The sequence below is a fragment of the Streptomyces sp. NPDC002104 genome (assembly GCF_053593795.1).
In genome coordinates this window covers 1-26,093 of record NZ_JBSFDF010000007.1, presented here as the reverse complement: position 1 = coordinate 26,093, position 26,093 = coordinate 1, and the positions used below count along the sequence as shown (strand labels likewise).

24 protein-coding genes are annotated in these 26,093 nt (G+C 68.7%); 6 read left to right on the top strand and 18 right to left on the bottom strand.

Features of this window, described 5'->3' with window-relative positions:
• The 5 genes from ACWCP2_RS08505 to ACWCP2_RS08485 form a co-directional block, all read right to left on the bottom strand.
• The coding region (locus tag ACWCP2_RS08505; protein ID WP_450907971.1) for a DUF2637 domain-containing protein at nt 1-819 on the bottom strand (819 nt) is incomplete at its 3' end.
• An 11-nt stretch (nt 820-830) separates the two neighbouring features.
• A complete protein-coding gene (locus ACWCP2_RS08500; protein ID WP_450907820.1) occupies nt 831-1,427 on the bottom strand; it encodes a WhiB family transcriptional regulator in 597 nt (198 codons plus the stop codon).
• A gap of 144 nt (nt 1,428-1,571) precedes the next feature.
• Nucleotides 1,572-2,309, bottom strand: a complete 738-nt coding sequence (locus ACWCP2_RS08495; protein ID WP_450907819.1) for an ATP-binding protein — start codon at nt 2,307-2,309, stop codon at nt 1,572-1,574.
• Nucleotides 2,306-3,358, bottom strand: a complete 1,053-nt coding sequence (locus ACWCP2_RS08490; protein WP_450907818.1) for a hypothetical protein — start codon at nt 3,356-3,358, stop codon at nt 2,306-2,308. The genes ACWCP2_RS08495 and ACWCP2_RS08490 overlap by 4 nt, the downstream gene beginning before the upstream one ends.
• Nucleotides 3,358-3,678 (bottom strand): transcriptional regulator, encoded by a 321-nt coding sequence (locus ACWCP2_RS08485; protein ID WP_450907817.1) that lies wholly within the window; start codon nt 3,676-3,678, stop codon nt 3,358-3,360. The genes ACWCP2_RS08490 and ACWCP2_RS08485 overlap by 1 nt, the downstream gene beginning before the upstream one ends.
• 529 nt (nt 3,679-4,207) lie before the next feature.
• On the opposite strand from ACWCP2_RS08485, the gene ACWCP2_RS08480 reads away from it, so the two are divergent.
• The 3 genes from ACWCP2_RS08480 (at nt 4,208) to ACWCP2_RS08470 (ending at nt 7,312) form a co-directional block, all read left to right on the top strand.
• On the top strand, nt 4,208-5,068 hold the full coding sequence (locus tag ACWCP2_RS08480) for a helix-turn-helix domain-containing protein (RefSeq protein ID WP_450907816.1): 861 nt from the start codon (nt 4,208-4,210) through the stop codon (nt 5,066-5,068).
• Between the two features lie 752 nt (nt 5,069-5,820).
• Nucleotides 5,821-6,789 carry an FRG domain-containing protein gene (locus ACWCP2_RS08475; protein ID WP_450907815.1) on the top strand — a complete coding sequence of 323 codons (969 nt, stop codon included), beginning with the start codon at nt 5,821-5,823 and terminating at the stop codon, nt 6,787-6,789.
• 316 nt (nt 6,790-7,105) lie between these two features.
• Nucleotides 7,106-7,312: a hypothetical protein gene (locus ACWCP2_RS08470; protein WP_450907814.1), complete on the top strand. Its 207-nt coding sequence runs from the start codon at nt 7,106-7,108 to the stop codon at nt 7,310-7,312.
• 51 nt (nt 7,313-7,363) lie between these two features.
• Here the strand turns inward: ACWCP2_RS08470 and ACWCP2_RS08465 are convergent, their stop codons facing one another.
• Entirely contained in the window at nt 7,364-9,853 is a 2,490-nt protein-coding gene (locus tag ACWCP2_RS08465) for a hypothetical protein (RefSeq protein ID WP_450907813.1), read from the bottom strand.
• A 794-nt stretch (nt 9,854-10,647) separates the two neighbouring features.
• On the opposite strand from ACWCP2_RS08465, the gene ACWCP2_RS08460 reads away from it, so the two are divergent.
• Nucleotides 10,648-12,210 carry a hypothetical protein gene (locus ACWCP2_RS08460; RefSeq protein WP_450907812.1) on the top strand — a complete coding sequence of 521 codons (1,563 nt, stop codon included), beginning with the start codon at nt 10,648-10,650 and terminating at the stop codon, nt 12,208-12,210.
• Between the two features lie 104 nt (nt 12,211-12,314).
• Here the strand turns inward: ACWCP2_RS08460 and ACWCP2_RS08455 are convergent, their stop codons facing one another.
• The 3 genes from ACWCP2_RS08455 to ACWCP2_RS08445 are packed head-to-tail and all read right to left on the bottom strand — an operon-like array spanning nt 12,315 to nt 15,096.
• A complete protein-coding gene (locus ACWCP2_RS08455; RefSeq protein ID WP_450907811.1) occupies nt 12,315-13,493 on the bottom strand; it encodes an amidohydrolase family protein in 1,179 nt (392 codons plus the stop codon).
• Between the two features lie 29 nt (nt 13,494-13,522).
• Nucleotides 13,523-14,629, bottom strand: coding sequence for an MAB_1171c family putative transporter (locus tag ACWCP2_RS08450; RefSeq protein WP_450907810.1), 1,107 nt, complete (start codon nt 14,627-14,629; stop codon nt 13,523-13,525).
• Entirely contained in the window at nt 14,629-15,096 is a 468-nt protein-coding gene (locus ACWCP2_RS08445; RefSeq protein WP_450907809.1) for a hypothetical protein, read from the bottom strand. Before ACWCP2_RS08445 ends, ACWCP2_RS08450 begins: the two co-directional genes overlap by 1 nt.
• Nucleotides 15,097-15,924: 828 nt before the next feature.
• Here ACWCP2_RS08445 and ACWCP2_RS08440 point away from each other — a divergent pair.
• The gene (locus tag ACWCP2_RS08440) at nt 15,925-16,344 is read left to right on the top strand and encodes a pyridoxamine 5'-phosphate oxidase family protein (protein WP_450907808.1); all 420 of its coding nucleotides are present in this window, start codon (nt 15,925-15,927) and stop codon (nt 16,342-16,344) included.
• Between the two features lie 103 nt (nt 16,345-16,447).
• Here ACWCP2_RS08440 and ACWCP2_RS08435 read toward each other — a convergent pair whose 3' ends face one another.
• Nucleotides 16,448-16,921, bottom strand: coding sequence for a GNAT family N-acetyltransferase (locus ACWCP2_RS08435; RefSeq protein ID WP_450907807.1), 474 nt, complete (start codon nt 16,919-16,921; stop codon nt 16,448-16,450).
• Complete coding sequence (locus ACWCP2_RS08430; protein WP_450907806.1) at nt 16,909-17,187, bottom strand: hypothetical protein; 279 nt, start codon at nt 17,185-17,187, stop codon at nt 16,909-16,911. Before ACWCP2_RS08430 ends, ACWCP2_RS08435 begins: the two co-directional genes overlap by 13 nt.
• Before the next feature lie 22 nt (nt 17,188-17,209).
• On the opposite strand from ACWCP2_RS08430, the gene ACWCP2_RS08425 reads away from it, so the two are divergent.
• The gene (locus tag ACWCP2_RS08425) at nt 17,210-17,425 is read left to right on the top strand and encodes a hypothetical protein (RefSeq protein WP_450907805.1); all 216 of its coding nucleotides are present in this window, start codon (nt 17,210-17,212) and stop codon (nt 17,423-17,425) included.
• A gap of 83 nt (nt 17,426-17,508) precedes the next feature.
• Here ACWCP2_RS08425 and ACWCP2_RS08420 read toward each other — a convergent pair whose 3' ends face one another.
• The 7 genes from ACWCP2_RS08420 to ACWCP2_RS08390 all read right to left on the bottom strand — a co-directional run bounded on the left by ACWCP2_RS08420 (nt 17,509) and on the right by ACWCP2_RS08390 (nt 25,716).
• On the bottom strand, nt 17,509-18,537 hold the full coding sequence (locus ACWCP2_RS08420; protein ID WP_450907804.1) for a phosphotransferase enzyme family protein: 1,029 nt from the start codon (nt 18,535-18,537) through the stop codon (nt 17,509-17,511).
• Nucleotides 18,538-18,752: 215 nt separating this feature from the next.
• Entirely contained in the window at nt 18,753-19,226 is a 474-nt protein-coding gene (locus tag ACWCP2_RS08415) for a hypothetical protein (RefSeq protein WP_450907803.1), read from the bottom strand.
• 104 nt (nt 19,227-19,330) lie between these two features.
• A complete protein-coding gene (locus tag ACWCP2_RS08410) occupies nt 19,331-20,776 on the bottom strand; it encodes a glutamine synthetase family protein (RefSeq protein ID WP_450907802.1) in 1,446 nt (481 codons plus the stop codon).
• Nucleotides 20,776-22,311 (bottom strand): amino acid permease, encoded by a 1,536-nt coding sequence (locus ACWCP2_RS08405; RefSeq protein WP_450907801.1) that lies wholly within the window; start codon nt 22,309-22,311, stop codon nt 20,776-20,778. The genes ACWCP2_RS08410 and ACWCP2_RS08405 overlap by 1 nt, the downstream gene beginning before the upstream one ends.
• Before the next feature lie 76 nt (nt 22,312-22,387).
• On the bottom strand, nt 22,388-23,404 hold the full coding sequence (locus tag ACWCP2_RS08400) for a hypothetical protein (RefSeq protein WP_450907970.1): 1,017 nt from the start codon (nt 23,402-23,404) through the stop codon (nt 22,388-22,390).
• A gap of 198 nt (nt 23,405-23,602) precedes the next feature.
• Complete coding sequence (locus ACWCP2_RS08395) at nt 23,603-23,797, bottom strand: hypothetical protein (RefSeq protein WP_450907800.1); 195 nt, start codon at nt 23,795-23,797, stop codon at nt 23,603-23,605.
• Nucleotides 23,798-24,477: 680 nt separating this feature from the next.
• Nucleotides 24,478-25,716, bottom strand: a complete 1,239-nt coding sequence (locus tag ACWCP2_RS08390; RefSeq protein ID WP_450907799.1) for a helix-turn-helix domain-containing protein — start codon at nt 25,714-25,716, stop codon at nt 24,478-24,480.
• Nucleotides 25,717-26,093 lie beyond the last annotated feature (377 nt).

Sequence of the window (26,093 nt, the reverse complement as noted above, 5' to 3'; positions counted from 1 at the left end):
GTCCGGGGTTGGTCCCGCTGGCTCTGGTCCGGAGGCCTGGTCCGGCCCGCGCTGGTGCTCGGCGCGAGCTGCGGCGCTGCTGGTTCGATTCGAAGGCGCCTCGGAATCTGGCCCGAGGTCGGTCCGCAGCAGCTCGCCGGGTGCCCGGTTGTCTCCTGGCCCGGGGTCAGCTGCCGGACCGCTGCTCAGGGAGTTGGGAAGGCCGGGTTCGACTCCTTGGCCGGAGGCCGGTCCGGCAGCCCCGTTGGGCCGGTCCGCGGTGCCTGCTTCTCGTGGCCGCTGCTGGTCCGGACCGGACCGGCGTTCCTGCTCGGAGTCGACGTGCCGCTCCGAGGGTGCCTCGTGGTCCGTGTGCATCTTGGTCCGCTCGTCCGCCTCGTTGGTCCGGGGGGAACTACCGACCTGGTGGCGGGTGATGAGGATGTACAGGTGGACCGCGCCGGCGAGGGCCAGCGGCGCGAGGGTGGACAGCACCGCGACGACCGTGTCGCCCAGGCGCAGCCCGCTGGCGAGGACGGTCTGCTGGTTCAGCCGGACCGCGTGGAGCGCGTTGGCCCAGATGCTGGCCGCGGTCGCGGTGCCGAAGAGCGTCCACACGTAGAGCCGGGCGCGCAGCGGGGCGGAGGCCAGCACGAGCAGGGCGCGGACGCCGTACGCGATGAACCCGTCGACCACGAGCGGGAAGAGGTAGGTGAGGAACCCGCGGACGTGGATGGCGACCGCCATCTGCTGGAGTGCGTCGTACGACAGGGCGCAGCCGGCGGTGCCCAGTGCGACGATCGCCATCCGGTCCCACGCGCTCACCGGCGCGACCCTCATTGCGGGGTTGGTCACGCGGCCGTCCTGAAGTCGACGACCAGGGGCGGGACCGCGGCCTTGGGGCTGTTGACCACTTCGGCGTTCGTGAGGGCAGCGGCTTGCTCCTTGGCCGCCTTCTTCTGCTCCGCGGCGATGGCATCCCGCTGCTTGTTCATCAGCCTGCGGGTGTAGCTGTGCTCGGTGCGCAGCAGCTTGCTCACCTTGTCGATGCTCCACCCGAGCTGGACGGTCTTCCGGATGACGTGGTCGCGCTCGGTTGTGGACAGGGCGACGTCGCGTCCCTGGAAGATGGCCTCTACGCGCTGGTAGTCCAGGCGCTCGGAGGCCTTCTTGTGGTACTTCCTGCGTTCGGATTCAGTCAGGCCCGCCCGGATCCCAAAGCGGCTTCCGGTGTCCATGGCGGCGTTGAAGCACTCCTGTCGCACCGGGCAGTGGCCGCAGATCATCTTGGCCCGCTCGATGTCTTCGGTGGCGCTGGCCTCGGGGAAGAACGTTTTGTCGGCCTCCTCGATGTCCATGCCGTAGCAGAGAGCGCGCTCGTTCCAGCTGTGGTCGGCGATACCGCGCAGGGCGTTGGCCAGGGTGGTGGGGGTGGTGGTGTAGTGCATGGGGTTCTCCGATGTGCCTCACGGCCGGCGCGCGGTCACCACGTCCCCGGCGGCAGCGGCGGGGTGGCGTGGCGGGTCCAGGCGGTGAGGCGGGCAGGGGCGCGGGGGCAGAGGCCGCGCCGTGTGTTCGGGGTGGGGAGAGGGTCAGGCCCGCAGGTAGCGGTTGTCCGGGCCGTTGAGTTCGACCTGGACGCACATGCCGGCCAGACGCGACAGGACGCGGTCGCCGATCTTGTCGCGCAGTACTTCCTGCTGAGCGGGCATGCCCGGCGTGTGGATCGGCGGAAGGTTCGTGGTGACGATCGTCGGCAGGTGCCGCTCGGCGCGGTAGTTCAGCAGCCGCCCGGTCAGCTCTTCGTTCCAGGGCGTGTGCTTCGGCAGCCCGAGGTCGTCCAGCAGCAGCACCGGTGCCCGCATGTAGCGGCGCAGCATCCACTCCGGGTCCACGCCCGGCCGGGGCCGCATCTCCGCGTAGAGGTTCGCGGTGAAGACCGCTTCCCAGGCCACACCGCATCCAGCCGCCGTCAGCGCCCGAATGGCCCCGTACGCCTGCCGGGTCTTTCCAGTTCCCGTCGGCCCCCACAGCAGCAGGGAGGGGCCGTGGCTGATGGCCCGGCGGCCTCGGCCACCGCGGTTGTCGGCGACCGCAGTCGCGGCGACCTTCGCCACCCAGGCCGCGACGACCGGGTGGTCGGCCTCGGCGTCCTGGTAGTCGAACGGGATCCGGGCCTGCGCGGCATCCAGGGCGGGCTGGAGGTCCAGCCCGTCAGGCATCTGCGGTCCGTCGAAGTCGATGCCTCGTTCGGACAGTTTGTCCCGCCACCGGGCGACGAGCGGGTGCTCGCCGGCCTGCAGGGGCTCCCTGAGGGCGGTGCGGGTCACAGGCTCACTCCGAAGGTCGTGGGGGCGGGGGCGGTGGTGTTGAAGTAGGGCGTGCTGGCGGATGAAGCGCTGGCCCAGGGCCCCGCGCCGGAGGCGGACGACGAGCTGTTGACGACCGCGTTCACCAGGCTGGCGAGGGTGGAGGGGTTCAGCCCCTTGGCCCGCAGCTGCCCCAGAGCGGTTCGCACCGCGTCCGGCTCGAAGCCCTCGTCGAGCAGGGCCTTGATCTCCCGGCCCAGGTGTCCCAGGACCTTCTGCGGCGGGCGCTGCCCGCATTCGGTGACGTACTCGGTCACCAGCTCCTTGGCGGAGACCGAACCAGGGGGAGCGACCGGCGCGGGCGCCTCGCGCCCCGTAAGGGAAGATCCAGGATCCAAGATCCTAGATCCAGACGCAGCCCCCTCCCGGAGCCCTCCGGGAGTGTTCCCGGAGGGCTCCCGGAGAGGCGTCTGACCTGCGGTTTTGGAGCTGACCAGAGTCGGCCGGGCCGGCGGCGCGGACGGCTCCGCCTCAGGTGCGAGCAGCGCGTCCCCGACGATGTCCCGCGGGTACAGGGCCGCCTCGGATCCGGTGGAAACCCGGGGATCGAGGCCTCCCGGAGGCTTCCCGGAGTCCTCCGGGAGGCCTTGCGGAGTCGGTTCCGGGTGGCGCCGCTCGGCCTGCGGGCAGCGGTCCGAGTCACAGCCCCCGCACTGCAGGTGCTGCTGGTGGAGCAGGCAGCGCGACAGCCGGGAGGCGGAGCGCTTGTCGATACGCTGGTGCTTCTCCCATGACACCAGGTGCAGATTCGGCTTCCCGTCGCATCCGATGTAGCGGCAGACGACACCGACGCCGGCCAGCGCATCGAGGTCCTGCTCCACGGCGGTGACGTCGGGGTCCCCACGCACCATCCAGACGTGCCCGGTGATGAGGGACGCGAGGTCCTTGTGGCGCCCCGAGTCGTCGGCGTGGCTGATGAGACCGAGGAAGGTGCGCTCGGCGTGGAGGCTGACCTTGGCTAGGGCCTCCGACTGGAACCACTCCGGCTTGATGGTCCGGATGCGCGCCATCAGGCAGCACCCCCGCCCAGGGAGCCGGTGCGCAGATCGAAGGTCCGGGCGAGGGCCCAGTCGGCGCCCGGGTGGCAGCGGATGATCCAGCGGGCAGCGACATGGGCCTGGGTCCGGCTGATCCGCACGGCGTCCCCGGTCGCGTTCGTGGCCCGGACGTCGAGGTGCGGCCAGGCGGTCCGGCCGTCCATCAGCTTGACGCGGACCTGGGCGGCCTGCGGCAGCATCCGCTCCAGGCGTTGCGCCAGCATGCGGGACCGGACGGTCGGCGGTTCCGCGCAGGCCTCGACCGACGGCCTTTCGCGCAGGGGTGTGGACATGCGAGACTCTCCCGTGAAGTGATCCGCACCGTGTTCCGTGGAAAGGGGGCCGGTGCGGTGTAGGTAGGTGACCTCAAGGGCTCTTGCTGGAGCCCGAGGTGATCTGCGCTCGGCGCTAGGAGTTGCTGTTTTTCCTGCGCTGCACAGTCGGCGTCGGGAGTTGCTGCTCTCCGGCGCCGTTTCTGTATCCCTAGCCGCTGCTTTCGTGCGGCTCGCGCTGCGTCCTCACGGATCCTCCCCCTGGTCTGGCATCCCTCCGGGCTCGTGCCCGGCGGGTTCGGCAACAAGCTATGCGGACCCCCGCGCAAGGTCTAGAGATGGCTCTAGAACCCGCGCACTTCCGCGTCGCACCCCCTGACCAGCGCAGATTCCCCCGCACGCAAGATGTGCCGTGCGGCTAGGATCCGAGCTCGTCGGCCGGTATCGTTCGCTGAGGTGAAGTTATCCCGCGTTTGCCGAACCCGGCAAGTGGGCAAGCTGTACTTTGTTGAATTCAATCATCGTCCGATGGGGAGCGGGAGGAAGGTACGTGCCCACACGGGAAGTCGACGGACAGCGGATCCGTGCAGAGCGCCGGGCCGCTGACGTGACCCAGGAGCAGCTCGCGGAGGCAGTAGGCGTCTCGAAGAGCGCGGTGGCGAACTGGGAGAAGGGCGCGAGTTTGCCCGACCCTGAGAAGCTGCCAGCCCTGGCCCGCGCCCTGGGCAAGGCGCTCGACGACCTCTTCCCCCGTCGCGGACTTCCGGACCTGGCTGACCTGCGCGCAGACGCAGGCCTGGCCCAGTACGAAGTTGCGGAGGTGCTCGGAACGAAGTCGGCTGGTCCGGTGGCCAACGCCGAGCGAGCCAAGCGCCGGCTGTCAGGCCAGTTCGTCGAGCCTCTCGCGGCTGCGTACGGCGTGAGCGTCGAGCGCCTGCTCGCCGCGCAGCAGCGCAGCTTCGGCATGGATGTACCCGAGCCGGACGACGGGGTGCCCACCACCCTGGCCGAAAAGATGCAATATCTCCTCGAGAACGGTGAAGGGGATGCCCCTGGCGACGCTGAAGTCGCCGAGGCGGTCAACGGCTTTGTGGGCGCGGCCGTGATTTCGGAAGCAGGCGTGCGTGATCTGCGAACCGGAGTGGTGACCGAAGCGTCCCCGCCGGTTCTGGAGGGCCTCTCGGCCGCCTTCGGCGTCTCGGCCCTGTTCTTCCGCAGCAGCGAGGCGGTTGCCCAGCAAGTAGCCGAGGGGCTAACGCTGCTGGCCAACGTCAAGAGCGGCAAAATCCGCGGGCTCAAAGGCCGGCAACTGGGCGAGGAAGGTCTCTCGGATGACGTCATGGCCCTGATCAACGGCTTCGTCGCCGAGATGGAGCAGAAGGGGATCCCCGAGACCGATCTCGGCAAGTAGCCAGATCGATCTGGGGTGTACGGCCAGATTCCGCTGGCTGACCCACCAGGGGCCGAACGGGGAGCCTGGGCCTCTTCCAACAGGGTGGCCCATCGGCGCTCGTCGAAGGGCTCTCCGGCCCACTCGCTCCACACTTGGACGACGGCCACCAGCTCGGGCTCACTGCCGGGATCGGGTGTCCTTGCCTTGGCCCACTCCTTGTTGAGCCACTCTCCCAGCCGGTTGCTCAACGACTTGGGGTCGTCCCCAGCCCCGCTGGGCGACGTAGCGGCGCGAAGACCGCTCCCCGCTCCTTCAACGCGCGGTCTTGGCCTTCTCTTCCAACGCGCGCAGCGTGTCGTACAGGGCACGGGCCTTGGCCGACTTCTCCATCCGCCCCCTGTTTCCCAGTGCCCGCCGTGCCCGGCTGCCCGCTCCGGGCACAGCGGGCACCCCCGACGGCCAGGAGCGTAGAGGGCGTTTGCCCGCCCTGCCCGCCCTTTCGGACAACCCCTTCCCCCACCCGGCACGGTCGTCCTGCCTGGCCGCTGGGGCCGGGCGAACACCCAGGAGGGGAACCATGGACAACCCCATGCCCATCACTCGCCGGCTCGCCCGCGCCGCGCTCGTCAGCCTCGTCAACGGGGCTGCCTGGGCGGCGGGTTCGGGATGCGTGACGGGCCTTGTGTGGTGGGTGCAGCACTGGTAGCCACCCCAGGGGAAGGGCCCGGATTCGCTCCGGGCCCGTCCCCGAACCCGCTACGTTCGTGCGCATGGGTCTTGCCGCGCAGTACTTCGACGAACGCGATTCCAACTGCCGCCTGGGCATCATCTCCGCCGAGGCGCTGTGGGAGTGGGTGAAGGCCGGCGGCGCTGACCGGCTGGCCTCGCACGAGTGGCCGCTGACACCGGGCGAGGACGTCTTCTTCCGCGGGCAGCCCAGTACCGAGTACGGCCTGTCCTCCAGCCTTTACCGTGTCTGCCGCGCACGCCCCGCCGCACCGGAGGCCGGTATCCCCAACCAGGTGGACGAGCACGTGATGGCGGCAACGGAACGCGCGGTCATCGACGCCATGAGGCGCGAGGGCATCGGACGGCTCATGACGGACGGGCAGCTCCTTGCCGTTCTGCAGCACCACGGCATTCCCACCCGGCTCATCGACGTCTCCGAGTCTCCCCTGGAAGCGCTCTTCTTCGCGGTCGACCAGCAGCACGGCGTCGACGGACGCCTGTTCATGCTCCACCTGCACCGCGATGCCGCACGGCGGGTGGACACGATCGACTTCTCCCAGCAGACGCTGGAGTGGGCCGATGCCACGCACGGACGGCGTCGCGCGAAGGGCGAGTGGACCCAGCAGGTCGCCGTGATCGACCAGGCCCCACTCGATCCCCGGATGCAGGCGCAGCGCGGGCGTTTTCTCGTCGGAGGCCTCAACCGGCGATACGGCGGGCGGTCCTATCGGATCGACGGACTCAACATTCCGGGAGACCAGTACCCCGACATCTCGACCCTGGGCGTCAACTTCCTCAACAGCGTCAAGGGCAAGCCGAACATGCACTGGTCCGCGACGGGCTGGACGCTGCGTGTCAGCTCGTCGTGGAAGCCCGACCTCCTGGAGCGCCTGGCCGGGGAGGGGATCGACCCCGACTCCATGTACCCACCGCTCGGTGAAGTCCGACGGCTCGGGCTGCAAGTGGCCCGTGACGCAGCAAAACGTCTCACCGAGGCAACCGCGTCCTGACACGGCAGACGTCGCCGACCGGCCGCCGCACCGGAGAAAAGTCCGCCTGCGTGCCCGGCCCTCTGCCAGGCAGGCAGGCAGGCAGGCAGGCCGGTCGGCTCGGCGCCGCGGTCGGGATGACTCCACCCTGCTCTACCGCCTCGCCCGCCTCGACGAGCCCGGCCCCTGGCCTGCACGGAGCCAGCCGCTTCGCCTACGCCGACACCCTTGAAGAGAACACCTGGCTGGAGCTGACCGACCGCACCACCCGCCAGCAGCCGGCTCGAAGCCCCTACCGGGTAGCCGAACGTGCCGTCCGCACCCCTCCAGCCCGTCCGTGTCCCTCATCGCCACGGCAGCCCTAACCACCGCCCCCGCACACGGTTTCCTCCGCGCCGACATCATCCACCCCGCAGTCGGCCTGCTCGCCCGCATCCCGGCCCAGGACAGCGCTGGACACGAGACGCTGCAGCGCGCCCTGATCAACGCCGGAGCCATCGAAGACGCCTACGGGCAGCAGCCCCCGGGCCCCGCACACCAGTGAAGAAGACCACCGACAGGCTGGCGAAGGCGGTGCCCGCCTGCCCTCCTGGTGTCACAGGCCGCCCGGCCAGCGCGGCGGGTCGGCGAGATGAAGCCGGGCGAGATCATCGTGGAGCCAGCCATAGGCGTAGTCGATCGCCGGTGTGTCCCCGTACAGCTCCGGCTCGGACACCGCAGGCTCGGTGTACGGGCGCGCCCAGCACGACACCGGCCCAGCCTGTCCCACTCCGCTGCGCCTTCTCGCGGGGACTGCGGGGCGATCGTCGCCTTGGACCAGAGCCACGTCGACCAACGGCGCTCCGGGCACAGTGCGTTCGCGCAGACTCAGCAGCAGTGAGGGAGGTTCGTCCGGGTCGGCGGGCGTGTGGAGGGCCCCGGTGATCTGTGCCGCAGAGGCGGTCAGACCCAGTGTGTCGTGCAGCAAGGGGAACCAGGCCCGCACCAGGGCGCGGTAGATCTCGACCGCGGCGGTGAGGACCTGGCAGGCCAGGCGATGGAACTGCGGCGGCGAGTAGGCGTTCCAGATCCACTCACTGCCGCGGTCGGGCACCGGATAGGGGCGGTGCAGCATCCCGTCCGGGCCCACCGCGCTGCCGCGTTCCAGCGTCTCCTGGAGGTGGCGCAGCTCGGCGGGGGTGGTGACGAGCCGGCCATTGTGGCCGATGCGAACTGCGTCGGGGCTTCTGTGGAGTCGAGCGCGGATGACGGCGAGGGCATCCTCGGCTGGCAGCGGGGCATGATCGCGTTCGGGTCGGCCGAGCAAAGCCTTCGCGGTGAGGTAGAGGCGTTCGGCGGTGTGCGGACGGCAGTCGGACAGTGGTAGATCCTTGTCCGTGCACAGGTCGGTGACGCGGTCGGCGATCAGGCCGAGGGCCCAGTGCCAGGGCCAGGCTTCGTGGTCGGCGGCCACGAGCCCGTACCACGGTTGTACGGGCCTGATCCGTCGGTCGCGTTCAAGGCCCCGGTGCTCGAAGGGGATCTGCAGCGCGGGGGTGTCTGCTCCGCTGCGGGGCAGCAACTGGGCGCTCAGCCGGCCGTCGTCCCAGCGGGCGTCAACCGTCAGCGGACCGCCGCGGCTGTAGAGGAGGCCGGAGGCGGGTGCCAGCCGATCCGTCCAGGTGTCCCAGGCCTGCTGCATGCGACGGACGGTCTCCGCCCGCGCAAGACGGGGAAGCGGCTGGGCCCCTGGATCAGCAGCCACCAGGTCACGATGGCCGGGAACGGCCTCGTGGACAGCCCATGCCGCCGCCCCCGGCCAGCGTGCAGCGATCCGCTGGATGAGATCGCTGCCCTGGTCCCAGCTGCCGTCCGCGACCGCCATGGCAAGCCCGCCCCGCCACACCGCCAGCTGGTCAGGATCCCCCAGGACCGTATCCGGGAGTTCACCGGCGAGCACGGCCTGGCCGGCGAAGTACTGCTCCAGCACGGGCAGCGCGAACTCCACCGTCCGCCCCCGGACCACGACGAGACGGCTGGCACGGAGCGTATCGAGGCTGTCGGCATCGCCCACCTGTGCGGCCGGCGCCCGCCCGCCCGCGGCAAGCGAGGCCACGGCGAGCCGGGTCAGCAGCCGCCGTGCCTGCGGCTCGGGCGCACCGGAGAGCCGGACACCGCGTTCGGCCAGCGCCTGCAGGAACGCCACCGGCCGGGCGGGAAGACGACGGTCCTCACGCTGCAGCGCCGCGGCGATCACCGCGAACAGAGGGCGCCGCAGCGCCTGACCGGCCTCCGTGCTCACCCCATCCAGCGCTCCCGCACGCCCGCCCAGCCGCGCGATCAGGACGTCGGCCGCCTCCGGCGACAGGGCAGGGCACACGTGCCGCTCGTCGTCGGGCACACCGGTGAGGCGGAAACCACGACGGACGGTGACGATGACCCGCCACGACGGTTGCAGGACGGCCAGGCTCTGTGCCTGGGCCAATAGGTCCTCGCCCCGGGTTGGACCGGGCTCGTCCAAGCCGTCCAGCACAAGCCGTACCGGGCGAAGCGCGGGATCACCCACCGGAGCCGCGGCCTCCTCCACCTCCTGCGGCAGATCCGCCAGGACCTGCCGGGCGGAAAGGAACACAGGGATCGCGGCCCGCGGATCGGTCCGGGCCGCGGCGATGTCGGCGGCGTGCAGCCGCTCCAGGCTCAGCGACTTGCCCGATCCGAGATCACCTTCGAGCACCGCGAACCCGGTCTCGGGAAGACGGCTCCACCACACCCGAGGATTTCCCAGCGAGAGGTCGTCAGCACAGTCGGCCGCATCCTTGGGCTCGGCGCCTGCCGCGATCCATCTGCTCACCATCCGCTGCCGACCCGCATCGGCCATCCGGTCCAGCACCGCCGCCCCGACAAGAACGGTCTCCGAACGTCGCGGCGGATTCCGGGGCGGCTGTGCCTCGTCCAGCAGGGTGCGCCACCGGCTCTCATCGCATCGCTCACCAGCCCACTTGCTCCACAGCCTGACCACGGCGATCAAGTGCTCGTCGCTGCTGGAGTCCGGCGTCTTTGCCTTGTCCCATTCCGCGTGCAGCCACTCCCCAAGGCGCCTGTCCACCGACGAACCCCGGCCACCGGCGAGCCGCCCGACCTCACGGCGAGAATAACTCCGCCCCGTCCGCCTGCGAGCTGCCTTGGCCTTCGCCTCCAGAGTCCGCAACTCGTCATACAATTCCCGAGCCTTGGGCGGCCTGCCCATACACGCCCTCATCCCTCTTCGAGCTGTTGTTCCCGGCCGCTCGTTTCGGTATGGCAGTCAACGACAGGGACCAGACCAACCAGAGGAGAGTAGAGGGATTTCCCCCGCAGTGCCGCACTCGCCGTTCAAACCCGGCAGCCTCCCCGAGCTGCCGGGCGCGCCGACGCGAAGCTCATCGAACCTGCTGCAGGAGCTTCGCCCGCACGCCGGCGCACCCGTCGGCGACTGCCGGGAAGCCCGAGCGCCGACAGAGAAGGCGCCGTCCGACTCGTGGACGAAGCGGCGGCCTGGCAAGGCGAAGTTCCGCGAACCCAGCAGGAGCTGCTACAGACCCACCCGCGCGCCTTCGCCTCGCGGTGGACCAACACGCCGCCGACAAGGTCGCGGTGCACGACGGGCCCCTTGTGAGCTGGCCCCGGAGCTGCCCGTTGGCCTGGGGGCGTTCCCGCACGACGTTGTCCGTCGCCAAGCCGGACAACAGTCGTAAGAACAAGGCTTTGATGGTCGGCCCGTCCTGAGCGACGTACTCGGCCAGCCCCCCTCTCCTAACCTGAGTGTTGCACGGGGCGGGGGTTTCGTCGGTGCCCCCACTAGCGGGGCCGGTACCGTGACGAACCCGGAACGTCCCTGGCTGGTGAGAGGCTGAGAACCGCGTGACCGAGCTGACAGCCCCGCTGCACCAAGACCAGGTCAGCCTGCTTCGGACCATGGCCCACCAGTACCTGCTCCAGAATGACGGCACTTGGCCCACCTGGCATTGGGTCGTTCACGCCCTCGACGGGATGGATCTCGACGCCGGGGAGCTGATTCGCTCTCTGCCCCGGATCGGCAGCGGGCCGACCTCCTACGGGCTCACCCGCGGTATCCGGCATCACATCGCCGAGGAGGAGCGGGTCTCCCTGACGATTGCCGCAGCGCTGCACGTGGACGAGCTGAACAGCACGATCGCCCCCCGGTTCCTCCGCGTCCTGCCGCACCTGGTGGCTCTGCAGCGGACTCCGCCGACATCTGGCCACGACAGCCAGCCGCCCCGAGTCACCTCCAGAGACCTCCTGCAGGCCTTCCCTGAGCGGCCCGAGTTCGTCAGGTCCTGGCTGCCGGCGATTCTCGACGGCGAGCCCGCCACCTGGTGGGGAAGAGCCAGTGGCAATGACGGTCAGGGGAACTGGTATCGAGATCTAAGCCGCGAGATCCGTCGGTACAAAGGCGTCTCCACCCTCGTCGAGTACATCGCGGTCGTCACAGCACACCTTGCCGAGCCCGGCCGCCCGGCGCGAGAGGCTCGCCCAGCCCAGCCCCAGGTCGACATGCTTCACGTTCCGGACCCTGCCGTGAGTGGGCCTGAGAACTCCTTTGTCGGCCTAGCGGCCGACGATGCCGCAGTGATCCTCCTGATGTGGCTGACCAAGCGAGTAGCCGGCTCCACCACGGGGTACGTGAGCATTGCCGAGTTCGCGGAGCGAGACAGCCCGTTGTATCCGTCAGCAGTCGCGGCGGCCGAACTGCTCAAGGGAAGACGGCAGATCAACATCATTCCCACGATGCGCAGCAGCATCACACTCCAACTCACTGCGCTGGGGCTGCTGGAGGCGGACCGCATCGCTTGCGACCGCCTCCACGAAGGGGCTCGCCACGACCACGCCTTCAACGAGCTCGTGACCAGAGCATGGGGTTCGCCCCGCATGGAACTCGACCTTCAACGGTTTGTGGCCACGACGTACTACCTGGGCGAGCTCCACAACGTTGACACCGTCATCGACGCGGCCCGGGATCTCGCAGCTCATGGGCTAGCCGATCTGAATCCGCCCACGGGGCGACCCACCCGACTGAAGCTCACCGCGCACGGCAAGGCCTGTGCCCGCTCCGGAAAGAAGGCGACCGACTACGTGACCAACCAGAACGCCCAGGGACCGACGTTCAACCAATACAACTACGCCGGTTCCACTGCGGCGCAGGGTCAGCACGTCACCCAGAACATCGGCCTCCGCCCGGACGAGATCACCGCACTCGTACAGCAGCTCCGCACCTTTGCCCCCGCGCTCGATGTCGACCAGGACGAATTCATCCACGAGGTCGAAGTCCTCGAGAGCAGCTCCGAAGACATCGTGGAGCGCCGCCGGGCCGGCGAGAGGATCAGGGGCTGGTTGGAGGGCCACTCGGGCACGATGGACGGCATCCAGACCGTGCTGTCCACCCTTGCCCTGTTCCTGGGCTGAAATCCCCGCCCCGAATCCTGCTCGTTGGCCTGCCGAGCGGTCCGGCAGGCCCGCCCTGGTCCCGGCAGAGAGCGACTGTTAGCCGGGAACAGGGAGAGAGCACGTCAGCGGGCCGGATCGTGTTGCTTCCCGCGGGCGAAGACGGCCTGCGGCTTGCTCAGCGCGGACAGGTCTGCCAACGGGTCTCCATCCACGACGAGGATGTCGGCGGCGTAGCCGGGCGCCAGGCGCCCAGTCTCCTGGTCTACCCCGAGGGCCATGGCAGCCTCGGTGGTAGCCATGGCGAGGATCTGCTCGCGCGGGACCCCGAGGTGTTCATAGAAGGAGAGGGCCTGGCCGAGGCCGTCGAACCCGGCACGCTGAACCCCGGCATCGGTGCCGGCGATCAGACGCACGCCTGCCTCGGCCATCTGACGCACGAGGTCGAACATGGTCTTCGCCTTCTCCTCCCCGAAGAATCGGGGCAGCATCTGCCAGTGCGGGCTGACCGCCGGGCACACGTGGATGCCCTGCTCGATGATCTGGTCGAGGACGTCACTGCGCAGGTCGAAGCCGTCCTCGGTCATCCACGTGCAGTGCTCGATGCTGTCGACGCCGGCGGTGACGGCGTCGGCGATGGCCTGAGTGCCGTGGGCGTGTGCGGCCACCTTGACACCGGCGGCGTGCGCCTCCTGCACGACGACGGCGAGCTCCTCCGCGCCGAACTGGGACTGCCAGCTGGCGGCGCCGCCTTTGGTGAGTCCGCCGCCACCGGCCATGACCTTGACGACGCGGGCACCGGCAGCGAGGTTGCGCTGGACCAGGGCCCGCGCACCATCGGCGTCCGAGACCTCTCCGCCGAGGAACCAACAGTGACCACCAACCGGAGTGACGGGGGCGCCAGCCCCGATGATCCGCGGACCGGATGAACGTCCCTCGGCGATCTCGCGAGCCAGACGCAGGGCGAGGCCCCCTCGGTCGCCGAGGTCGCGTGCGGTGGTGACGCCGGTGGCCAGGAGCTGCTCGGCTCGCTTGCGCATGCCGGCCAGCAGGTCTTCGTCGCTGGTCTCCTGCATCGTTGCGACCGGGTCGGCCCCGGCATCGAACACCAAGTGCACGTGGGCGTCGATGAGACCGGGGACGATGGTTGAGTCCGGGAACTCCAGGCGCTCGACGGCCGCTTCAGCTTGGGCCTCCACCTGTGCGCGGGGGCCGACGGCGACGATGGTCTCGCCCTGTACCAGCACGGCACCGTCGGTGATCTCGGCGTCTCCGGTCAGGAGGCGTCCGGCGGTGATCAGCATGGGAACTCGCTTTCCGAGGGGTGAGAGGGTCACGCAGCGGTGCGCAGCGCGTCAGACAGGGCGAACAGGTGCACGGCGTCGGCGTTGCGGTCGTTGCGCTGGGGTACCGCGAGGGCAACTACCGGCTGGGCTTCTGCCGCCTTCGGGCCCTGGGCTGCGGTACGCAGCCGTTCGGCCAGGAGGTCAGGGCTCATGGCCATGAGTTCCTCCGTTTCCAGATCGCCCAGGTAGGGGCTGATACGGACCAGGCCGTCACGACATTCGACAACACGGCGGTGGTAGCGGCGGTGTACGCCACGCACGCCCCACCGCTCCAGCCGGGACGGCGCTCCCTGCAGTACGACCTCCGGGAACCGGGCGGCCAGCAGCTCCCACAGGGGCGCCAGCCGGTGGTGTCCACGTCGGTGCTCCCACCACAGGCGGAGTGCCGCGAGGCGGCTGCGGGCGGCGGAGTAGGACACCCCGGTCACGAACGAGAGGATGGCGAGCACCAGCAATATCGCCACCGCTGCCATGACCGAGTGCGGCACGACCCCGCCGGCCCAGCGCACGAGTACGAATACGGCCCGGACCGCGCAAGCCAGAGCCATCGCGAGGAGGCCGACGGCGGCAATCCACAGCCCCGTGGCATGGGGCCGGGGGGACATCCGCGCGTACTGGACCGTCCAGACCCCGGCGGCGGCCAGGGAGTACATCAGGTACAGGCCGGCCACGCCGTAGAACACGGCCAGCTGCGGGACGGTCATGTCTGCGGTCGAGAAGCTCCCGGAGAACGTCTCGTGCGGCACGGTGGTCGCGGCCACCGTGATTACGGCAGCCACCACCAGGACGACCGCGGCCTCCACCCGGGCCCGGCGCCTACTCGCCCCGTGCTCCGAGGCCGAGTACAGGTAGAAGCACATCAGGAAGTACATGGTGCCCAGCAGCAGCAAGTTCTGCCCGAGCTTTGCCGCGCCGTGCCCGGCCACCGTGTCGACGCCGGACGCGCCACCGGGCATGGCCAGCGGATACGAGAGAGCCGCGCACACCAGGCACAGCGTCACCGACCGCAGCGCACCGTCCTTCGGAGCGCGGATCAGCTGGAAGACCTTCCAGCTGATCGCCGCCCCGAGAAGGACAAGGAAGATCAAAGACATCACAGCCACCCCCGGCGGTCCCCAAGGGCCTTGTTGACCCGGCGCGCTGCCAGGTCCTGTGCCGGCGCGGGCTCCACCCGGTCCAGCACGGAGGCCCACTCCATAATGATCGTTGCCGCTGTCTCCACGCGGCACTCCGCCGCATCGTCGTAAGAGCAGCGGTTGAGCACGCGTCGAACCTCCCGGCGGTCGACGCCCGGTACCAGCGATCCCCAGTCCGTGGGGCTGCCTTTGTCATCCGCGATCACGTGGCAGAGCTCGTGCAGGATGATGTGGTCCTGGTGCAGTTTGCTCGTGTGCTCCTGATAGACGATGAGGTCGCCGTGCACGGTGTCGACCCACATGCCTAGCGGCCCCGGCATCGGTAGCGGCGCAGCACGCAGCACGATGGGTCGGCCGCGCCTGACCGAGAGGGCCTCACGCAGCTCGTCCACAACGAGTGGCGGCTGGACCCCGAGCTCCTGCATCGTCCGGCGGATCCGGCGCTGCAGGTCCCGATCCGCTGATCGACCGGTGCGAGCGCGCGACTGGCGCCCCCGAAGATCCATGCGGCTGATGTTCTTCCACGACCAGGCACGTGGCCCCGCAACTGCGGGTTGACTTTGGGGGGCCGTAGCCCCGATTCCCCACATGCGGCTTCCTCAAGTCCAGCGGTCGCGCGACCCTAGAAGGCCATGCGCGACCAATCCCCAAAAGATACTGCTCAGTTGGCATCGGATCGGGAATGGGTCGTAAGGATTCGCGACGCAATGCAACTGAGTGCCGTCTGCCACTTGGTCAAGTGGGCAGACTGCGGGGTTGGTAACCGAGTCTTGACTCTGTTCCCTGGAGGTTCCGGCTGTACCGGAAGAGCCGGGCTGGTCCGTAGGTGCTTCGCCTGCGGATGCAGCCCAACAATGCAGTAGGGGCTGTTCTCCATTCAACTAGTCGAATGGGTAATGAAAAGCACCCAGCCGGAGTCCCGCGTTCCGGTTGCCTATCCGACACTACGTCAGGGTTCATGATCGAAAAGTGGGGGAGTTCCGTGATCTACCGCACGGTAGGTCGACGTGCGGTCAAACGTGGTGGATCTAGCCGCGCGCGCAGGCTCAAATTCTCGGTGGTATACCCGCGTAGACCTGCCTGTGTGGATTGGGGGACTTGCGGGACCAATTCTTCTTCTCGCGGCGTATGCGGTCTGACCTTTACGGCCCATCTGTCCGAATCATTACAGTTGATCCCTTATTTTTATTGATCTTGGTTTGCGTGAGATGGGTCGCAGACGAGATTCCAGTCGCATGGCTACCCTTCCTCGCATGACTACGGCTATCAGCGAGACCGAGAGTTTCGCCAAGTTCCTTTCGGAATACCATCTCGCCACGCTCACTACTCTCAGGCCGGATGGCAGGCCGCATGTCGTTCCGGTCGGCGTGACCTACGATCACGCGTCCGGGATTGCTCGTGTCATCACGAAGAAGTCGAGCGTTAAGGTCGCGAACATTCTCTCTGCGTTGCCGGGGGAAGCCCGGGTGGCTGTTTCGCAGGTGGATGGTCCGCGTTGGGTAACACTTGAAGGCGTGGCGCAGGTCGTTACCGAGTCGGAGCGGATAGCGGATGCGGTGGCGAGCTATGCCGCGCGGTACGGTCGCGTGCCGGCTGAGGATCCCGAACGAGTCCTTGTCGAAATAACCCCTGATCGAACAATGGGAGTTGTGGAAGTTGGCCGCAGGGGCTGACGTCCTGCCGTGTCGGCCCATGGGGTTGAGGATCTGAGGGGGATCGAGTAGATCCGCTCATCCCATGGGCCGGAAGGGCAATTCAGGTCAACGGATCTTCCCGTTACGGCGACGGCAGACTGATCCGGTACTCGCTGTAGCCCTCGTGTACGCCGAGTCGGATGAACCCGGTCTTGGCCAGGACGCGGCCGGAGGCAGGGTTGTCGGGGTGGTGTTTGGCTTCCAGACGTGTCACTGCGGCTTCGGCGAAGACGAGCGGGACGAACTGCCGTACGGCGTCGGTGGCGTGGCCGTGGCCCCAGGTGTCCTCGCGCAGGATGTAGCTGAGCGTGGCCAAGTCGGGGCTGCGCTTGCGAGATTTGATGACGCCGATCAGGTCGCCAGCCACGGTGATACCGAGGTTCCAGTGGCTGCGGGGGACGGCGTGATCCTGGTCGTGGATCTTCTTCAGGCGCACGGCGGCGTCCTCGATCGTCGTCCGGTAGTCCGCGCCGTGTGTGAAGCGGACCGAGGCCCCGCTGTAGATACGTGCCACGGCGGGAGCGTCGTCGAGGGTCAGCCTCCTCAGCGTGACCATGCGGCCACCTCGGCGGCCGTGGGTCGCTGGTCAGGGTCGATGGTCTCCGGCGCGCTCGGGCCGAGCGCCTCGCCCCGGCCCGTCAGAGCTCGACGCAGGTGGTACTCGCCCTCGGCGTGCCGGTCGAGGCCGTACGGCGTCAGCACGAAGCCGTGCAGCACCCGGCAGATGTCTTCGTCGGTGTCCGGGACTGCTGCGAGCGCGGTGACCACGCTGTCGTATAGCTGCTCTGATTTGCTGAGCCGGCCCTGGTGTTGGGCTTGCACCAGGGTCTTTTCCAGAGGAGGTGTGAGCGTCATCTACGGGCAGGCCGGGTATGTCGAAGCCGGCGGTGCCGAGGCCGTGGTGGGTTTCATCGGCCGTGTAGTCGGTGTTCCAGTAGCGGCGCCGGCCCAGGGTCGCGCGGCGGTAGAGGACGCCGGTGCCCAGTCCGCTTCGGGACGGGGCGAGCAGGGCTTCCATGTCGAGGTCCTGCTCGGCGCGTACGGTCTGGTGGTGCGGTGAGGAGAGGCCATCGGTCGTGGCCGCCTTCGCAGGTGTTCTCTATCAGGACGGTGAGTAGCAGCAGGGGGCCTCCGGGCGTTTGGTCATGAGGGTCCGGCCAGTGCGTCTTCGAGATCCGCCAGGCCCTCGATCAGCCGCCGGATGCTTGTCTGCCGCTCCAACCAGTACCGCCGCAGGTCCGCCTCGGCCTCGTTCGGGAGGTCGTACTCGGCGGTGGTGGCGCCATAGAAACTGAACAACATGTACAGCAGCGCGATCCGCGCGCAATGCCGAATTTCGGCAACGGGCAGGGTCGGGTTCTCGGATCGGTAGGCGGCTGCCATCGCCAGCACGCAATCGGCCCAGTGGTCGGAATTGGCGAGGGTGCGCGGGTCGCACGCCGCCCGCCCGAGCTCCCAGGCAGGCACCGCTCTGGCGGCTCGGAAGTCGATGACGCCGGTGACCGCATCGGCTTGGACGAGCAGGTTCGTGCGACTGAAATCGGCGTGCAGAGCATGCTCGACGAAGTCCTCGGGCAGGTGGGACCTCAGCCGGCCGACCTGGGTGCGCAGGTCCTCGCGCCGCTGGGCGATCTGGCCTCGCAGCTGGTCGAGGTTGTCGGCCTGCTGGCGGCGGGCGGTGTCCAGGACCGTGTCGCACTTGGCCAGGGCATCTTCGACGGACCCCGTGCGCCATCGCACGTGCTGGCGGCGCCGGGGGAGCGGGTAGGCGGCCAGGACCCGGTGCATCCGGCCCAGGACCATGCCGGTGTGCTCCGCGAGCGCCACCGTCATCGCGGACGTCGCGACCTTCCCCGGGGCCTCCTCGACCACGGCCCACGGGTTACCGTCGGCCATGCTGAGCAGATTGCCGTCCAGATCGGGCCACACCCGCGGGACCGGCAGCCGAGCAGCCCGGCAGAATTCCGACATGTCCCATGTCGTTCGGACCGCTTCCAGATCGGCCGTCGCCGGGTACTCCTTGACGTAGAACCGATGCCCGCTGGACGTAACCACGCGCCAGTTGACGGTGTCGGTGCCCATCGGGACTTGCTCGACGGACGCGGCCTCGATGCCGTACCGGTCGGCCAGCACCTCTGCCGTCATCTCGCCCTCGCAGTTCATTTCCCCCATGACGGTCTCTGCCTCCTGGACGGGGAGTGCATGCGGCGCTGGTTGTAGTGCGCCCGGAGGTCTTCGATCCTCACGGGGATGTCGGTCATGCCGGTTCGCCCTTCAGATTGGCCAGCCACCCCACGTAGATCACGTGGGGTGGTGGGGCGGGTGCGAAGTTGTCGCGCTGTGTGGGGGTGTAGCTTGCCAGCGGTCACAGCGCCGCCGGAGTCCGGTCACGCGACGTTGCGCCCACCGGTTCCGTTGGATGCGTCGAGCACCCCGAACTGCCAGCCGAGCGTGATCAGATGTGGGTCGTGGACGGCCCCCCAACGCCTTCGGAGCGCCCGGATCCTCTTCTTCATCGCGTCGTGAGACAGGCCGACGTGCTGGGCGATCTCGGCGTACGTGCCGTCCAGGGCGAGGGACCAGAGGATCTTGATCTCGGTGTCGTCGACGCCGCCGGGCGCTTGCCCCGTCTGTTCTGGTCGGGGCAACTGTTCGGTGACGTAGCAGGCGTGGAGCAGAGCGTGGCGGTGCCGTACGCCGGCCCGCCGGTTGCCGTGCGACATCTGGATCGCGATGGTGCCCTCTGACAGGCCGAGTTCAGCCGCCGCCTTGGCGGTGCTCATGCCCTGGGCGAGCGTTCCGGCGATCTTCACCTGCGCGGGGGTCGGATGAGAGGCGGCCATCGCGGGCCGTGCGGACATGGGGCGGGGCCTTCCGTCGTGGTGGTGGCTCGGCATCCTGGTTGGGCAGGCCCCGGCCGAGGGGGGAACTCTCCCGGCCGGGGCTTGGTCTCGGTGGCGCGCGGTCAGGCGCGGGTGAACCAGCGGGTCTGCTCCGCGTCGGTGACAGTGCCGCGGTGGTGGTCGAGTTCGAGCTGCGCGAGGTGGGCATAGTGGTCGACCACCCCCTTGCCGAAGGCTTCCTGGGCAACGGGGCTGTGCCGGAAGGCGGAGCGGGCCTGGCCGAGGGTCAGGGGCAGCAGGGGTGCGTCGGCGGCCTCGTAGGCGTTGGCCGTGCAGGGCGCCGGCGGGATGAGTTGCCGTTCGATGCCGTGGGTGATTGCCGCGAGGGCTGCGGACAGGGCGAGGTAGGGGTTGGCGTCCGCTCCCGGTACGCGGACCTCCAGGTGCAGACCCGTTCCGTGGCCGACGAGGCGTACCGCGCACGTCCGGTTGTCCCAGCCCCACGTCATGCGGGTGGGGGCGAACGAGCTGGGCACGTAGCGCTTGTACGAGTTGGTGTTCGGCGCGTACAGCGGGGCGAGCCCGGGCAGGGCGGCCAGGAGCCCGGCAACGGCCTGCTCGCCAATCTCCGAGAGCCGCCCGTCCGGATCGGCGACCATGGGGTTGCCGCTGCGCATGAGGGAGACGTGCAGGTGCAGGCCGCTGACCAGGCCGGTCTGGGGGGAGGCCATGAAGGTGGCCGTCATGCCGGAGCGGCCGGCCAGGGTGCGTACCGCGTGCTTGAAGACGAGGTGGTTGTCGCACGCGGTCAGCGCGGGACCGTAGGGGAAGGTGACCTCCACCTGGCCGGGCGCGCCTTCCGTCTTGACCGCCTCCACTGGCATGGCCGCTTTGGCCAGCGAGCCCTGGAGGCGCCGGAAGAACCCGTCGGTCTCCGGGGTGTGGTCGAGGGCGTAGTCCAGGTTCTCCTCGGTCACGGGTACGAGTCCCCCGTGGCCGACTCGGGCATCCGGGGTGTGGTTGCCGCGGTAGAGCATGAACTCGGTCTCCAGCCCGGCCTGGGCGTGCAGTCCATGGGCGGCCAGGCGGGTCAGCTGGTGGCGCAGGATCTGCCGGGGTGCGACCTCGATGGGATCCTCGTCGAGGTCGACGGCGTTGCCGAGGACGAGCGCGGTGCGTGGCATCCACGGCAGGATCCGCAGCGTTGAGGGATCCGGTACGACGGTCAGGTCCTCGTACCCGCTCGCCCAGGACGTGAGCGCGAAGCCGTCGGACGGCGTCATGTCGGCGTCGGTGGCCAGGATGTAGGCGCACATCTCGGCGCCGCCGTCGAGTACCCGGTTGAGGAAGTGCCGCGCACCGTACCGCTTGCCCTTGAGGCGGCCCTGCAGGTCCGGTACCGCGAGGAGCACCGTGTCGATCAGTCCGGCGCCGACAGCCTTCCGCAGTTCGTCGACGTTGAACGCGCGGGCCGGCCGCTGCCGGGAGGTCGACGTAGTCCCGGCGTCGCGCTGAACCGTGCCGCTCGGGCGTGATGCCGCTTCGGCAGCGGTGGGCTGGGACGTCATCACACCACCTCGTCCTGGATCTTGGCCATGTCCGAGCCGGCGTCGGCGGACGCGGTCGGCACCTTGTAGTCACGCCCGGACTTCCGCCACCACAGGGCGGCCAGTGCCAGGACGACCAGCAGGGCGATGGGCGCGTAGTTGAACGTCGTCACGGAGACGAGTCCGGCCTCCGGGCGGCTCTGGGGCAGGCAGAACAGCACGGTCACCAGAACCACCCAGGCCACGGCGACCACGCCGACGGGCACGCCCCAGCGGCCCAGGTTCCACGGGCCGGGCTGGAAGCGGTGACGGTTGCGGATCCGCAGATAGATCGGGATCGCGTACGCGGGGGTGATCCCGATGACGTTGATCGCGGTGACGGCGGCGTACGCGGTCGGGCTGTACAGCGACGGCAGCGCCAGGACCGCCGCCACGCCGACCGCCAGCCACACGGCGCGGGTCGGAGTGCCGGTGCGGGCATCGACGTGACGCCACAGCCGCGATCCGGGCAGCGCGCCGTCCCGGGAGAAAGCGAACACCATCCGGCTGGCGGCGGCCGTCTCGGCGTTGCCACAGAACAGCTGCGCGACGATCACCACCAGCAGCAGGGCCTTCGCGCCGGCGCCACCGAGGGCGTCGAGGAAGATCTGCGCCGGCGGCACCCCGGTCGCGGTGGCCTGGGTGCCGGCATAGTCCTGGATCGCGAAGGTCAGCCCGGCCAGCAGCACGAACCCGGCCAGCCACGACCAGCCGATCGCCCGCACGATGCCGCGGGAGGCGGAGACCTGCGCGTTGGTGGTCTCCTCCGACAGGTGCGCGGAGGCGTCGTACCCGCTGAAGGTGTACTGGGCGAGCAACAGCCCGATCAGCACGACGTACAGCGAGCTGGACCAGCCGGTGTTGTTGACGAACTCCCCGAAGACGAAGGACGGGGATTGGTGGTGCGACGGGACGATGGCCAGCGTCCCGACGATCACGGCCACCCCGCCCAGGTGCCACCACACGCTGATCGAGTTCAAGATGCTCACCAGCCGGACACCGAAGAGGTTGAGGGTGGCGTGCAGCGCGAGGATGCAGAAGTAGATCGCCATGATCTTGCCCGGCGTCGGGACGAACCCGAACTGCAGGTTCAGGAACGCGCCGGTGAACAGCGCGGCACCATAGTCGATGCCGGCAATCGCACCGAGCAGGCCCAGCAGGTTGAGCCAGCCGGTGTACCAGCCCCACTTGCGGCCACCGAGCTGCTCAGCCTGGTAGTAGAGGGCACCCGAGGTCGGGTAGGCGGAGGTGACCTCGGCCAGACCCGCGCCCACGAGCATCACCATCGCGCCGACGCCGACCCAGCCCCACAGCATCACGGCCGGACCCCCCGTCGCGAGACCGAAGCCGTACAGGGTCATGCAGCCGCTCAGCACGGAGATCACCGAGAAGCTGATGGCGAAGTTGCCGAAGGGCCCCATGCGGCGGGCCAGCACCGGCTCGTAGCCGAGTTCCCGAAGGAACGCGTCATCTGACTGGGCCTCCGCCGCGCGGCGAGTCGGGCGTGTTCGTAACACTGGACATCCTCCATGGAATGGGTGGAACGAGTGCAGAAAAGTCAGGTGCATGCCAAATGTGGGCTGTGTTCGATGGTCAGCGCACCGGTTCGGCGCGAGAAGCGTGGGTGCGTGCGAAGGACAGGGACTCCCGGCGTGCCCGCAGCAGCAGAACCTCACCGCCGTCCGGATGGTTCGGGTCTTCGTGGACGGATGCCCACGGCTCGCGCGACGCGTAGGTGCCCGCGGCCGTGAACACCTCGGCGGCCTCCACGAACCGGTGGCCGGCCCACAAGGCGTACGCGAGGTGGTGCAGGTCCGTTACTGACAGCGGGCCTTGGCCCTTCTGCTTGAACCAGTGGTGGAACGCCTTGATCGTGTATGTGATCGTCGGCTCCTGTGCCCACTGCCGACGCCACAGCGGATCGGCACGGCGCTGGAGGGACTGCTGCCGGCACTGCTCGACGAGCGCGTACAGCGGCAACAGCAGCAACGGGGAACCAGTCGGCGACCACGAGGCCACCCATCGGCCGAAGTCGAACACCGCGGCGAGCGAGGCGGCCGGGGGAGCCGAGCGAGCCAGCATGAACTGCAGCACCCGGTGGTACGCCTCCCGGTTGTACGGGTCGCGCTGGTTCACCCCGTGCAGCAGCCCCCATGGCCCGGTCGGCAGCATCGGCTCTGCCGAGACCTCACGATGCTCCCGTCGCATCTGGTGCCCGTCGAGCTGGGCGAGGGCGAGCAAGCACACCCACGGCACCGGATCCTGCGGCTCCCGGTGCGCTGCCAGTAGGGCCGCATGCCGCGCTGCATCCTCCAGCGCCGCAGCGCTTGCATGCTGCTGGTGATGGGCCCGAACGGCTCGCTCCACCGCCACCCGGGCACGCATCACCTGGGCGTCGTAGCTGGTCGGCTCCTCCGCCAACCACACACCCACCACGTCGGAACGGGCGGCGGCGACTGCTAGAACCTGCGTTCGCGACGTCCGCAGCCCCCACTGCCCACCAGTTGACGCCAGCAAATCACGCGCTGGCCGCCACCTGCCTGCCTGTACCTCGACCAATGCGAAGGCGAGCGCTTCGTCCGTGCCGGCGGGGTGGTAAACCGGGCGCATCAGCACGTCTCGCAGGCTAAGCGGTCAACGTCTGCGGTCTGGGACAGGGAAGGTGGACGCCTGACGCGCTCAGCCACACCGTAGCGGAGCGTCATGGATTCTTCGGTCATCGGATGACTCCTCGGAAGCGGGGGAGCGATGGGGGCGGGCAGGGGGTTGCTGTCAGGCCGGAGTAGCTGCCGAGTGCTGGCATCCGGTCTAGAACTTGATCCCGCTGATCAGGCGCGCGAGGTTCGCCGCGAGCTCGGAGATCGCCGGCGCGACTGAGGAACTCGCCAGGTAGAAGCCCAGCAAGGTGCACACGATGGCGTGTCCGGCATTCAGCCCGCCCTTCTTGACGAGCAGGATGACCAGAATCGCGAGCAGCACAACGGCGGAGACGTTAACGACCACGGGAAGCTCTCCAGAGGACAAGCGCTCCCACAGCCCGGGACCGGTGCGGCGCTGCCGCGACAGAACTGCTTTGTGCCGACCGGGCCAGAAGCGCGGTGATGGCGACAGGCAATAGGGCGAGGGAAATGCGGAGAGGCGCTACGCGGTACCGGAAGCTCCGCGCTCCTCCCTGCGCGCCCGGCCAATCGCCCTGCTCAGGGCCGTCGGTCGCGTCAGGAGTCGAGGGCTGGCGGGCAATACGTGCCAGTGCAGGCCGGGCGGAGCGGTGGCGTCAACAGGGGGCACGACGAGGTGGCATCGCGACCCAAGGGCCACAGTGTCAGGCTCCTGCCAGGTCACGGCCGTTCCAATGGGAACCAGGATGCACATGCGCAGCTCGGTGCCCTCGTCGCTGAGCACCACCGGTCCTACGGGCTCACCCTCCGCCTGGAGGATCTCGATGGCGCGGCGGCCGACGACTTCGGATACTCGAACGACGTCCCACCACTGTCCGACCGGGCAGACGTCGGGGTCGTCGCCGATCGGCATCCATCGCGGCGGGATCCCGGGGGAAGGGGGACGGTCCACGGACATGAAATGGTCTCCTCACAAAGGCTGGTGAGGAGACCATTCCACGTGGCCAGTGCCGTGCACGGACAGATTGTCTGCGGACGAGTGCACGGAAACGCCGTACGGGAACTCTAGGCTGTGGTAACGCCAGCCCACCTTCCGAAAGCCGCCAGCTCGTTGGACGGATGTGTGTCCATGCGCAGAAGGGCGGCTGAGGTTTCCCGGGCCGAAGGGTGGAATCGGGTGTGGTTCGGGGCAACCTTCCGCGCTCGCCCGAGGTCTGCGAATGCGCCACGCCTGTCACCTACGGCCAGCTTCGCCGAGGCCACGTCAATGAAGTGGTGGCTGGACCGTTCCCCCACAGTCGAGGGCGGTGGCGTCCAATCCTGGCCCGGGGTGTCGGACCACTGGGTGAGACGTGCGAGTGCCTGCTCCACGTCCCCCATGTCGATCAGGGTGTGCACCTCGTGGATGCGGATGTTCGTGGGTCCGAATGACATCTCGTACGCGAGGGAGTCGCGGTTGCCAGCCATGCGCGCGACGTTCTCTGCCTCGCGGAGGTACGCGTCGGCGCGGTCCGCATTGTTCTCCCGAGCTTCCAGTACGGCCAGCTTCAGCAGGAGGGCACCATCGATGGCGAGGGCGTCGTTGGTGTACGAGTGCTCGGGTTGCATCCGCTCGAGCTCATGGCGCAGTGCCAACAGCTTGCGGCGTCCCGCCGCGTAGGCTCCCTGCCGCAGCATCGCGCCCACGACGAGGTAGCCGGCGGTGAACTGCAACAAGGGATCGCCTGATCGGTCCGCGGCCCAGCGAACGCGTTCCAGCGCGGTGCTGGACAGGTCATGGTGGCCCAGCTTGTGGGCAAGGGAGTTCACTGCTCGGTAGGCGCGAGCAAGGTGGCCGTACGCCTTCTCCCGCTCGCCGTTGCGGCCCTCCAGGGCGATGTGCGTTAGCTCGGTGATGACTGCTGGCAGGAGGGGGCCCATGGGTGCATAGCGCGCATCCCGACGGAGAGCGGCCACCTGGTCCATCTCGGAGGCGAGCACGGGCAGGGGCCTGGGTGCGATCTCCAGGTCTTCGGGGGTGTCGTAGCACAGCATGATCCTGCGCAGCTCAGGTATCACGGCGTGCACGCTGTCTTCGGCCTCGGGTTCACCGTAGTACGGCTGCCCGGTGAGGACCTCCGGACCAAAATGAAGCGCCTTGGCGAGCGCCAGGACAAGAGACGGTGATGGCTTGCGCACACCAGACTCGAGCTTCTGTACGTAGCTGGGTGAGATCGCGACTTTGTGTGCCAGTTGGGCGGCAGACAGCTTCCGTGTCTTTCGGGCGATACGGAGACGGTCTCCCAGCGTCAGGTTTTCACTCATGGGTGGAACAGTCCCTTCGCGACGGAGCACTCCGCCCAGCGTACGTACGATGTCCAGCCTCGCGATGAGCTGCGGAAAGAGTTCACTTCCACGCCACTGCGTGGCTGAGACCCGCCAGGTGCGCCTGGGCCACTCAAGGTGATGCGGATCTCGGTGAAATGGGACCTATCGGCGTAGATGTCCAATCAGTCGCATCGGCATGTTCATTACATGTCGCGCGGCATGTGGTCAAGAGGTGTGCGGAAGATCGCTCAGGACAGTTTGTCCGCTGCCCGCCCCCTCGCCGATGGAATCGTCTCCTCACAACACGCCCCATCCGGAACGCATTTGCCGTGAAGCCTGCGGACTGTCCGCGCTTCTGCGCCCCGGACGGGCTC

Bases quoted from the DNA above. Each gene is read 5' to 3' on its own strand.
- ACWCP2_RS08415 (WP_450907803.1), bottom strand. From the start codon at position 19,226: ATGTCCGCACGGCCCGCGATGGCCGCCTCTCATCCGACCCCCGCGCAG.
- ACWCP2_RS08500 (WP_450907820.1), bottom strand. From the start codon at position 1,427: ATGCACTACACCACCACCCCCACCACCCTGGCCAACGCCCTGCGCGGT.
- ACWCP2_RS08400 (WP_450907970.1), bottom strand. From the start codon at position 23,404: ATGCGCCCGGTTTACCACCCCGCCGGCACGGACGAAGCGCTCGCCTTC.
- ACWCP2_RS08435 (WP_450907807.1), bottom strand. From the start codon at position 16,921: ATGGTCACGCTGAGGAGGCTGACCCTCGACGACGCTCCCGCCGTGGCA.
- ACWCP2_RS08490 (WP_450907818.1), bottom strand. From the start codon at position 3,358: ATGGCGCGCATCCGGACCATCAAGCCGGAGTGGTTCCAGTCGGAGGCC.
- ACWCP2_RS08455 (WP_450907811.1), bottom strand. From the start codon at position 13,493: ATGCTGATCACCGCCGGACGCCTCCTGACCGGAGACGCCGAGATCACC.
- ACWCP2_RS08420 (WP_450907804.1), bottom strand. From the start codon at position 18,537: ATGGGGGAAATGAACTGCGAGGGCGAGATGACGGCAGAGGTGCTGGCC.
- ACWCP2_RS08440 (WP_450907808.1), top strand. From the start codon at position 15,925: ATGACTACGGCTATCAGCGAGACCGAGAGTTTCGCCAAGTTCCTTTCG.
- ACWCP2_RS08445 (WP_450907809.1), bottom strand. From the start codon at position 15,096: ATGCAGGAGCTCGGGGTCCAGCCGCCACTCGTTGTGGACGAGCTGCGT.
- ACWCP2_RS08485 (WP_450907817.1), bottom strand. From the start codon at position 3,678: ATGTCCACACCCCTGCGCGAAAGGCCGTCGGTCGAGGCCTGCGCGGAA.
- ACWCP2_RS08475 (WP_450907815.1), top strand. From the start codon at position 5,821: ATGGGTCTTGCCGCGCAGTACTTCGACGAACGCGATTCCAACTGCCGC.
- ACWCP2_RS08390 (WP_450907799.1), bottom strand. From the start codon at position 25,716: ATGAGTGAAAACCTGACGCTGGGAGACCGTCTCCGTATCGCCCGAAAG.
- ACWCP2_RS08450 (WP_450907810.1), bottom strand. From the start codon at position 14,629: ATGTCTTTGATCTTCCTTGTCCTTCTCGGGGCGGCGATCAGCTGGAAG.
- ACWCP2_RS08410 (WP_450907802.1), bottom strand. From the start codon at position 20,776: ATGACGTCCCAGCCCACCGCTGCCGAAGCGGCATCACGCCCGAGCGGC.